Raw genomic sequence first — 9,105 nt, 5'->3', positions numbered from 1 at the left:
ATCGAGTACTACAATCATCGTCGCATCAAGAAACGACTAAAAAACCTGAGCCCGGTGGAATACCGGACCCAGGTTCTCGAAGTCGCCTGACAAATTATTTAGTGTCTAACTTTTTTGGTTCAGTTCACACTCGGGGTTTTTCGTGTGCGTACGAATCGCTATAATGAACCTATTCATTCAGACGGGAGAAACAACCATGAGTAAAATCATTTTCAATATCCATCAAATTGATCAGCTTGAGTCGAACCCGAACGTCGCCTCCGTATCAGAACGCTCGATTCAATACACCGCCGAGTTTAAGGTCAAGGCCGTGCGTGAGAACATGGACGGCAAAGGACCCCAACAGATCTTCACAGAGGCGGGGTTCGACCTGACGGTGATCGGAAAAGAGAAGGCGAAGTCTTCGTTGAAGCGTTGGCGTCGGACGTACCGAACGGACGGAGAAGACGGTCTCCTGAACAACAAACGTGGGAAGACTCTGGGAGGCGGGCGTCCGAAAACAGACGAGTCGATGGAGCGACGGTTAGCGAAGGCAGAGGCGCGTATCAAATACCTGACGGCAGAAAATGAACTCTTAAAAAAGCTAGAGAAGTTAGAAGGGCAGGCGAAACGAACGAACTGACACCGGCAGAGAAATATCAGGTCATCAATACCATCATCCGAATCGCGCAGCTGAAGAACCTCGTCCGCCCACTGTGTGAGATCGCTGGCGTGAGTCGGAGTGGCTACTATGCCTGGTTGAACCGAGCCGAGGCAGAGTCCCTCCGGGAAGAGCGTGATTACCTAGACGCGACCCTACTCAAGCAGATTCACGACAGCCACGGTGGCAAAGTCGGTTATCGGGCACTGTACATGGAGGTGCGCGCGACCCTCGGGGTCCGGATCAACCATAAGCGTATCCTCCGACTGATGCGCAAGTATAACATCGTCACCAAAATCCGAAAGATGAGCCCTTATCGAAAACTAGCTAAAGCGACGCTCGAGCATCGCGTCGTGCCGAATCTGTTGAACCGCCAGTTCCGACAGAGCGAGCCCGGGAAGGTGTTCGTGACCGACATCACCTATCTCCCGATCGCCTCCGGCGAGAACGTCTATTTGTCTTGTGTGAAGGACGTCGCCACACGCGAGATCGTGGCACATAAGCTGCCCATGGGCCTTCACATGGACCTCGTCTTTCAGACGATGGAAAAGCTCGAAGAGCACCTCCAAGGGAACCTGCATCCTGAGGCGATGATTCATTCGGACCAAGGCTTCCACTACACACATCCAGACTACCAGAAACTCGTCGGTGACCTCGGACTGGTCCAGTCCATGTCACGTCGGGGAAACTGTCTCGACAACGCACCAATCGAATCGTTCTTCGGTCATTTGAAGGACTATGTCACCAACCGCTCGTGCAAATCGCTCGAGGAGGTCCGAGAAATGGTCGGCGACTACATAAGCTATTACAACTGCGAACGCGGTCAATGGAACCTAAAAAAGATGACCCCGGAACAATATCGGGGCCATCTAATCGCCGCATAGAACACGTGGGCTTTTTATTAAACTGTCCATTTTACGGGGCTCAGTTCAAACACGGAGATTCTGGGCTTTTCTCATGGACATCAAAATCGGCCGATATCCATAACGCATTCGATTGAGGATTCGGTATTAAACGATGAAAAGTCTCAAGCGGTTGAGTCTTTTCACGTAAACATTAAGACGGTGTGTAGATGTGATCCGTATCCGTGTCCAACACGAAGTCGATGTTCATATCGTTTGAATACTGAATACGATCAAAGCGGTGGAGTCGACAAAACACGTCTGGAAAGTCTTTTATATCAACCACCATTGTTTTGGTTTGTCGATACATCTCTCTTAGTTGTCGTTCAGAGCACTTTTTTCCACTCAAACGAACATTGTGTCCGTATCCATCGATTTCAATGATCAAAATGACTCCTCCTGTCACTAGCAAATCGTTTTTATTTTGGTTCTAACATACATCATTATCATATAAAAAACGATCGCTCTGAAATGGACGATTGCGACCGCACTCGTATTGCCGATGACGTTGCCACTCCAATCATCGAACGTGTTGGCGGCGATGACAGCCAAAGCGGACGGAACGTACAAGTTCGTCGTGAAACCACTCAAGATTCGTCAAACTGTCACTGTCATCAGTGAACAGGGCGGCCAAACGAAAGAGGAATCGCGAGTCGTCGAAGTCGCTCATGTTGGCATCCCGGCCCTGCGGTGAACAATGAATCAGCCTTCAGTTTTGAAGGCTGATTTTTGTGTCAAAAAAGTGAACAAAACCTCTTACGAAACAATGGAAACTATTGTATAATCAACCAAGTAAGCGCTTACATTACATGTGTAAAGTAATGAGATTCATTTTTCGGGTTCGATGGGGATCGGCTACACAGGTTAAAAGGGGACAGCACACATGATCACATTCTTTATCAAAAATAGGCGAGAATACGCCCACTTCTAAGTGATCCGGGCGAAGCCCCAGTGAAAGTGGGCGATGAATCGCTATAGCTTTTTCTGGGTATAAATACCTAGAGGAGGTGAAGAGTATGTTGACACATAAAGGATACAGATTTCGTCTCTATCCGACCAAGGAACAGGAGGTACTGATCATCAAGACGCTCGGCTGCGCCCGCTTCGTCTTCAACCATTTCCTCGCGAAGTGGGACGAGACATATCAGGCGAGCGGTGCGGGACTGTCCTATGGCGCGTGCTCCGAGGTATTGCCGTCCATGAAAGAGGAGCTCTCATGGCTGAAGGAGGTGGACAGCACGGCCCTGCAGTGGTCGTTGAAGCACCTGGCCGACGGCTACGACCGTCTCCTCACGAAACAGAACGGGCACCCGCGCTTCAAGTCGAAACGGAACCCGGTCCAGTCGTACACGACGAACATCCAGGGCAGGTCGCAAAACCCCGAGGTGTCGATCGTCGGGGAACGGCTCAAACTGCCGAAGCTGAAGTGGGTCCGGTTCGCCAACTCGAGGCGGGTCGAGGGCCGCATCCTCAGCGCGACGATCCGCCGGAACGCGACGGGCAAGTACTTCGTCTCCCTGAAGGTCGAGCAGGAGATTGAGGAGCTGCCGAAGACGGGCTCATCGGTCGGCGTCGACGTCGGTCTGAAGCACTTCGCAATCTTGTCGGACGGGACGGTGTACCCGAACGACCGCTACTTCAAGTCGCTCGAGAAAAAACTTGCCCGTGAGCAGCGCAAGCTGTCACGCCGACGGCTCATCGCCATGAACCGGAACGTCAAGCTGTCCGAGGCGAAGAACTACCAGAAGCAGAAGCGCAAGGTCGCGCGCATCCACGAGAAAATCGCGAACAGACGCAACGACCTCCTGCAGAAGGTGTCGACCGAGATCGTCAAAATCCACGACGTCATCGGGATCGAGACGCTGCAGGTGAAGGACATGCAGCAGAACCGCCAATTGAGCAAGGCCATCTCCGACGTCGGCTGGTCGGAGTTCCACCGCATGCTCGAATACAAGGCCGACTGGTACGGGAAGACCGTCGTCAAGGTCGGCAGAAGCTTCGCCTCGAGCCAGCTCTGTTCAAGTTGCGGCCATCGGCACAAAGACGTGAAACATCTCGCCTTGCGTGAGTGGGTATGCCCAGGCTGCGGCACTCGCCACGACCGGGATATCAACGCAGGACTCAATCTCAAGCAAGAGGCCGAACGCATCCTGGCCTCTTCAACCGTCGGGACGACGGGGCTAGCCTGATCAGGTTTCGGCCGCTGGGTCGGATAACTCAGGAATCCCTCACCTCTAAGCGTAGCGTAGGTGGGGGTAGTTCAACGCCTTAGCTATTTTAATTGTCGGGTACATCGTCTACGGCCGTTACGTCGAGAAGACGTTCGGCATCAAGGAAGAGCGGACGACGCCCGCCTATGCGTCGCAGGATGGCATCGACTACGTGCCGATGGGGAAAAAGCGGAACTCGATGATCCAACTGTTGAACATCGCCGGCGTCGGTCCGATTTTTGGGCCAATCATGGGGGCGCTCTACGGTCCGGTCGCCTTCCTGTGGATCGTCTTCGGATCGATCTTCGCAGGTGCCGTGCACGACTATTTGACGGGGATGATCTCGCTCCGTAACAACGGTGCACACTTGCCGCAGCTCGCCGAGAAGTTCCTCGGCCGCTCGCTCCGCCATATCGTCAACGGATTCGCCCTGTTACTGCTGCTCCTTGTCGGGACGGTGTTCGTCACGTCACCGAGTAACATGATTAACAACTTGTTCGACGGCAACGCGTCGACGCTCGTGTTCGTCGTCTTTGCGATTTTCGCTTATTACATCTTAGCGACGCTCCTCCCGGTCGACAAGATCATCGGCCGCATCTATCCGTTCTTCGGGGCGCTCCTCATGATCAGCGCCGTCGGGATCGGGGTCAGCCTGTTCGTCCAAGGCTATCAAATCCCAGAGATGACATTGACGAACATGCACCCGGACGGCTTGCCGATCTGGCCGCTCTTGTTCTTCACGATCTCGTGCGGCGCACTCTCAGGCTTCCACGCGACGCAGTCGCCGATCATCTCGCGGACGACGATGAAAGAAAGTAATGGCCGCAGCATCTTCTACGGCATGATGATCGTCGAGGCCGTCATCGCGATGATTTGGGCCGGAGCGGCCATGGCCATCTTTGAGCCGGGTGAGTTGCTCGGCATGATTCAAGCGGGGACACCGGCGCTCGTCGTCCAAGAAGTGGCGACGCTCATGCTCGGCAGCATCGGCGGCACGCTCGCCATCCTCGGCGTCATCGTCTTGCCGATCACGTCAGGCGATACGGCGTTCCGGAGTGCCCGGATGATCATTGCCGACTACTTGAAAGTCGCGCAGAAGAACTTCTCGTCACGCCTTTGGATCGCACTCCCGTTGTTCGCGATCTCGTACGTGCTCACAAACATGGACTTCCAAATGCTTTGGCAGTACTTCAACTGGGCCAACCAGACGACAGCGGTCATCGCGTTGTTCGTCGGTGCGATGTACTTGTACATCAAAGGACGCAACCACTGGATCGCACTCATCCCGGGGACGTTCATGCTGTATGCGGTTTGGTTCTACATTCTCACAGCGCCGATCGGCTTCAAGATGGATGGGGTCATTCCCTACGTCATCGCGACGATCGGTACGGTGACGCTACTCGTCTTGTTCCACATACGCGCACGGGCGATGCGGGCACAAAATATGGAATGTGACGTTCCGGTGAAGGAAGTCGCATAATCAAGGACACGGGTTTTTACAGACCCGTGTTTTTATTTGCGCCAAAATCGGGAAATGACCATACTAGAGGAAGGGAAATGAAAGGTGGGACCCGAATGGATCAAGAGAAACTAAAAGACATGCTCCATGCCGATACGCTCGGCGAAGAAATCGCGAGCGCCGTCACGCACGGACTAGGGGTCATCTTCAGCATCGTCGCTCTCGTCCTGCTCGTCACGACCGCGACTGAGACCGGGAGCACAGGCAACGTCATCGCGGTGAGCGTGTTCGGGGTATCGATGATCTTGTTGTACTTGTTCTCGACGCTCATGCATGCGATCCCGCATCCACGGGCGAAGCGGGTGCTCCAAGTGTTCGACCACGCTGGGATTTACTTATTGATTGCCGGGAGCTACACGCCGTTCGCACTCGTGTCGCTTCAGGGAACGCTCGGATGGGTGTTGTTCGGCATCGTTTGGGGCGTCGCCATCTTAGGCATCGTCTGGAAAATGTATTCGACCGGGAAGTACATGTGGGTATCGAACGTGACGTACCTTGGGCTCGGGTGGATTTGTATCATCGTGATCCGTCCGCTTTACGAGTCGCTCGGCCATCAAGGGTTCATGTTGCTGCTTGCCGGTGGGCTCGCTTATTCGGTCGGGATCGTGTTTTACGTCTGGCAGAAACTGCCGTTCAATCATGCGATTTGGCACTTGTTCGTGCTCGCCGGGAGCGTGTTCGTCTTCCTCAGTATTTTGCTCTACGTCGCACCGAATACAGGCCTGTGAACCAGACGTCCGTGAGGGCGTCTGCTTTTTTATAAACTTGGCCAATGAAGTGTTGGAAACGGTTACAAAACTAAAGACGAATTGACGTTTGTATGTCATAATAATTTCAGACATCGTCATAGAGATAGATGAGTGTAAACGCAAGGGGGAAAATCTGATGGAAAAAGTGTTACGTGATGGCTTTATTTACATGTCTCAAAACAAAGCACTCAACAGTTTGGCTAAAAAGTATGGGCTTCGGTTCGGGGCGTCACGATTTGTGGCGGGAGAAGATTTCAAGACGTCGGTGCCGACGATTCGCGAACTGAACGCGAAAGGGCTATCGGTCACGGTCGACCATCTAGGGGAATTCATTAACACGGTCGAAGAAGCGAACCAAAACCGTGACGAGATCATCCGTGCCATCGAGATCATGGCCGAAGAGAAACTCGACGCCTATATGTCGCTCAAGCTCACGTCACTCGGATTCGATATTTCGGACAAGTTGATCGAGAACAATATGCGCCAGATCTTGACGACGGCTAAGTCGGTCGGCGTCTTCGTCGCCATCGATATGGAAGACGAGTCGCGCTGCGAGAAGACACTCGACTTGTTCAAGAAGTTGAAAGCGGACTTTGACGGACTCGGGACGGTCATCCAATCGTACTTGTATCGTTCGGAAGATGACATCAATCATCTCGCGCTGATCAAGCCGAACCTCCGTATCGTCAAAGGGGCTTACAAAGAGCCGGCGACGGTCGCTTTCCCGGAGAAAGAAGACGTCGACCACAACTACTTGAAGCTCGTCAAACTCCATCTTGCGAACGGGAACTACGCCTCTATCGCGACCCATGACGACCATATGATCGATGCCATCATCGAGCATGTGAAACTGAACAACATCCCACTCGACCAGTTCGAGTTCCAAATGCTGTATGGCATCCGGGTCGAGCGTCAACTCGAGCTCGTCCGCCAAGGCTATAAAGTCCGGGTCTACGTGCCGTACGGCCGTGACTGGTACGGTTACTTCATGCGCCGCCTCGCCGAACGTCCGGCCAACGTCGCGTTCGTGTTAAAAGGAATGGTCAAAAAATGAGGAAAGCACACAAGTTCATATCGAACTTGTGTGCTTTTTTATGGAGTTCTTATGAGGCGTTATTCCTGCTCGTCATCTTCTCGATTTTCGACCCAGAAATCTGGACCGATTTGATCAGATAGCCAGAAGAAAAGCTCTTTTTCATGTTCTGGATGTGAATCATGCAAGGCACCCGGGTCAAATACATACTGTTTATTTTGAATGAACTTGTCTCGGATGTAATCGGTCATATGATACGGGCCATACCCATAGGAAGTATTTATATCAGGCGAAGGATTTTCTTCCATGCGAATGGACATATGTGTTTCGGCTAAAAACGTAAACATTCTCGCGAGGGCGAGATAGCCTTCTGCGTTGCCGACGAAATTGACCCCAGCTGCATTCAGACTGACTTCCATTTTAGCCTCATGAGAAAAGTAAGGATCGAACTCTAACCTGTCTTCATCGTACGCTTCATACTCATCATCGCTGTGCTGGTTTGTCATCGATTGGCCTCCATTTTTACCTATTCGTCATTAGTATACTCGTCAGATGACATATTACTTTCCACGTTCGGCCTTGTCTAGTAAGAGTCGTTCTAGAACTAGAACATACACTAGAGCAACAAGAATGCCTACTGTACCTGGCAGTACAGCAACCAAGGGGTCAGCGAGAGCTGCTTTTGGGAGTAGATAAGTCAACAATGATTTCACCCCGAAGAGTATCACAAGGGACGAAAGCAAGACGAACGTGATTGTTTTCTTATGTATGTTCCCAAAGAACTGCCGTCCCGTTTCCTTTTCTTTCGTTATGCCTAACCAAGATAGCATGTACAGCACCTCCTAAAGCCTAAATGTTTACATCTGTCGGCAAGGAGTTTTGGACATATAAGCCATACACCCCGGACGCCCGATGGACATGTCGTGTTGTCGTGAAATCTTTCTCCTTCATTTTTTCATTATATGTATAGAAAGCATAAGAGGGCAAGAAAAAGCAGAGAGTCAAAGAAACCTCTCTGCTTGAACCATTATCCGTTCACGACCGTACCGCCGTTGACGTGCATGACCTGCCCACTGACGTACGTCGAATCATCGCTTGCGAGATAGACGTAAGCCGGAGCGAGCTCAGCCGGTTGACCCGCTCGTTTCATTTCAGCTGAATCGCCGAACGTAGCGACTTTATCAGCCGAGAACGTAGCTGGGATGAGCGGTGTCCAAATCGGACCTGGGGCGACGCCGTTGACGCGGATTTTCTTCTCGGCCAAGTTTTTGGCGAGCGAACGCGTGAACGATGTGATCGCACCTTTCGTCGACGCATAGTCGATCAACTGGTCGTTACCTTCATACGCCGTGATTGACGTCGTGTTGATGATGCTCGCGCCTTCGTTCAAGTACGGGAGCGCCGCTTTCGTCAAATAGAACATGCTGAAGATGTTCGTCCGGAACGTCCGCTCGAGCTGGTCGTCCGAGATGTCGAGGAGCGACTCTTGCGGATGCTGCTCGGCGGCGTTGTTGACGAGCACGTCCAAGTGGCCGAACGTCTCGAGCGTCTGCTTGACGACGTCTTGGCAGAACGCCGAATCACCGAGATCACCTTGCAGCAACAGGCACGCTTGACCGAGTTCTTCGATCCGTTCCTTCGTCGCCTCGGCGTCCTCGAGCTCGTTTTGGTCTTTGTAGACGATGACCGAGTTTGCGCCTTCGTGGGCGAAGAAGATGGCGACCGATTTCCCGATCCCCGAGTCACCGCCCGTGATGATGGCGACTTTGTCTTTCAATTTGTCGCTTCCTTTGTATCCTTCACGCTCATAGATCGGGAACGGCTCCATCTTCGAATCGATTCCCGGTTGATGGGCTTGCGCTTGTCCGTCCTTCTTGAACGATTCAAAATCCTTGCGGCTTCCGACTGTATTTAAACGATTGTCACTCATATTGTTTCGTCCCCTTTCAAAAATTGACTCAATGTGTCTATACCACACACATCAAAAAATAATCGTAAATCAGAAAAATGGAATGAATTTGAAAAATGAACGCTTGCGAATGAATTGTCATT

At 52.1% G+C, this 9,105-nt stretch carries 10 protein-coding genes; 7 read left to right on the top strand and 3 right to left on the bottom strand.

What is annotated here, in order from left to right; genetic code table 11:
- Both EVJ21_RS10525 and EVJ21_RS10520 read left to right on the top strand, forming a co-directional pair.
- Positions 1–90: IS3 family transposase (locus EVJ21_RS10525; RefSeq protein ID WP_131441643.1), on the top strand; the 90-nt coding region annotated here is incomplete at its 5' end.
- A 106-nt stretch (positions 91–196) separates the two neighbouring features.
- A protein-coding gene (locus EVJ21_RS10520) for an IS3 family transposase (protein ID WP_370250778.1) occupies positions 197–1,524 on the top strand; the annotation gives its coding sequence in 2 pieces (ribosomal slippage) (positions 197–569 and positions 569–1,524; 1,329 coding nt in all).
- A 172-nt stretch (positions 1,525–1,696) separates the two neighbouring features.
- Here the strand turns inward: EVJ21_RS10520 and EVJ21_RS10515 are convergent.
- On the bottom strand, positions 1,697–1,930 hold the full coding sequence (locus EVJ21_RS10515) for a hypothetical protein (protein WP_131490450.1): 234 nt from the start codon (positions 1,928–1,930) through the stop codon (positions 1,697–1,699).
- A 108-nt stretch (positions 1,931–2,038) separates the two neighbouring features.
- Here EVJ21_RS10515 and EVJ21_RS10510 point away from each other — a divergent pair, with 108 nt between their 5' ends.
- The 5 genes from EVJ21_RS10510 to EVJ21_RS10490 all read left to right on the top strand — a co-directional run bounded on the left by EVJ21_RS10510 (position 2,039) and on the right by EVJ21_RS10490 (position 7,074).
- Positions 2,039–2,236, top strand: a complete 198-nt coding sequence (locus tag EVJ21_RS10510) for a hypothetical protein (RefSeq protein ID WP_131468255.1) — start codon at positions 2,039–2,041, stop codon at positions 2,234–2,236.
- A gap of 322 nt (positions 2,237–2,558) precedes the next feature.
- On the top strand, positions 2,559–3,731 hold the full coding sequence (gene tnpB, locus EVJ21_RS10505; RefSeq protein ID WP_131468257.1) for an IS200/IS605 family element RNA-guided endonuclease TnpB: 1,173 nt from the start codon (positions 2,559–2,561) through the stop codon (positions 3,729–3,731).
- A gap of 85 nt (positions 3,732–3,816) precedes the next feature.
- Positions 3,817–5,232 carry a carbon starvation CstA family protein gene (locus EVJ21_RS10500; protein ID WP_131490448.1) on the top strand — a complete coding sequence of 472 codons (1,416 nt, stop codon included), beginning with the start codon at positions 3,817–3,819 and terminating at the stop codon, positions 5,230–5,232.
- Between the two features lie 95 nt (positions 5,233–5,327).
- The gene (gene trhA, locus EVJ21_RS10495) at positions 5,328–5,999 is read left to right on the top strand and encodes a PAQR family membrane homeostasis protein TrhA (RefSeq protein WP_070328723.1); all 672 of its coding nucleotides are present in this window, start codon (positions 5,328–5,330) and stop codon (positions 5,997–5,999) included.
- A gap of 157 nt (positions 6,000–6,156) precedes the next feature.
- On the top strand, positions 6,157–7,074 hold the full coding sequence (locus EVJ21_RS10490) for a proline dehydrogenase family protein (RefSeq protein ID WP_070328724.1): 918 nt from the start codon (positions 6,157–6,159) through the stop codon (positions 7,072–7,074).
- Between the two features lie 59 nt (positions 7,075–7,133).
- Here the strand turns inward: EVJ21_RS10490 and EVJ21_RS10485 are convergent, their stop codons facing one another.
- Positions 7,134–7,559: a hypothetical protein gene (locus EVJ21_RS10485; RefSeq protein WP_070328725.1), complete on the bottom strand. Its 426-nt coding sequence runs from the start codon at positions 7,557–7,559 to the stop codon at positions 7,134–7,136.
- A 521-nt stretch (positions 7,560–8,080) separates the two neighbouring features.
- A complete protein-coding gene (locus EVJ21_RS10480) occupies positions 8,081–8,983 on the bottom strand; it encodes an SDR family oxidoreductase (protein WP_131490447.1) in 903 nt (300 codons plus the stop codon).
- Positions 8,984–9,105 lie beyond the last annotated feature (122 nt).

It is taken from the genome of Exiguobacterium sp. SH0S2 (assembly GCF_004337185.1).
In the GTDB taxonomy this organism is placed as follows: domain Bacteria; phylum Bacillota; class Bacilli; order Exiguobacteriales; family Exiguobacteriaceae; genus Exiguobacterium; species Exiguobacterium aurantiacum_A.
Note: the sequence above shows the minus strand (reverse complement) of the source record. Positions and strands in the feature narration are given on the sequence as shown.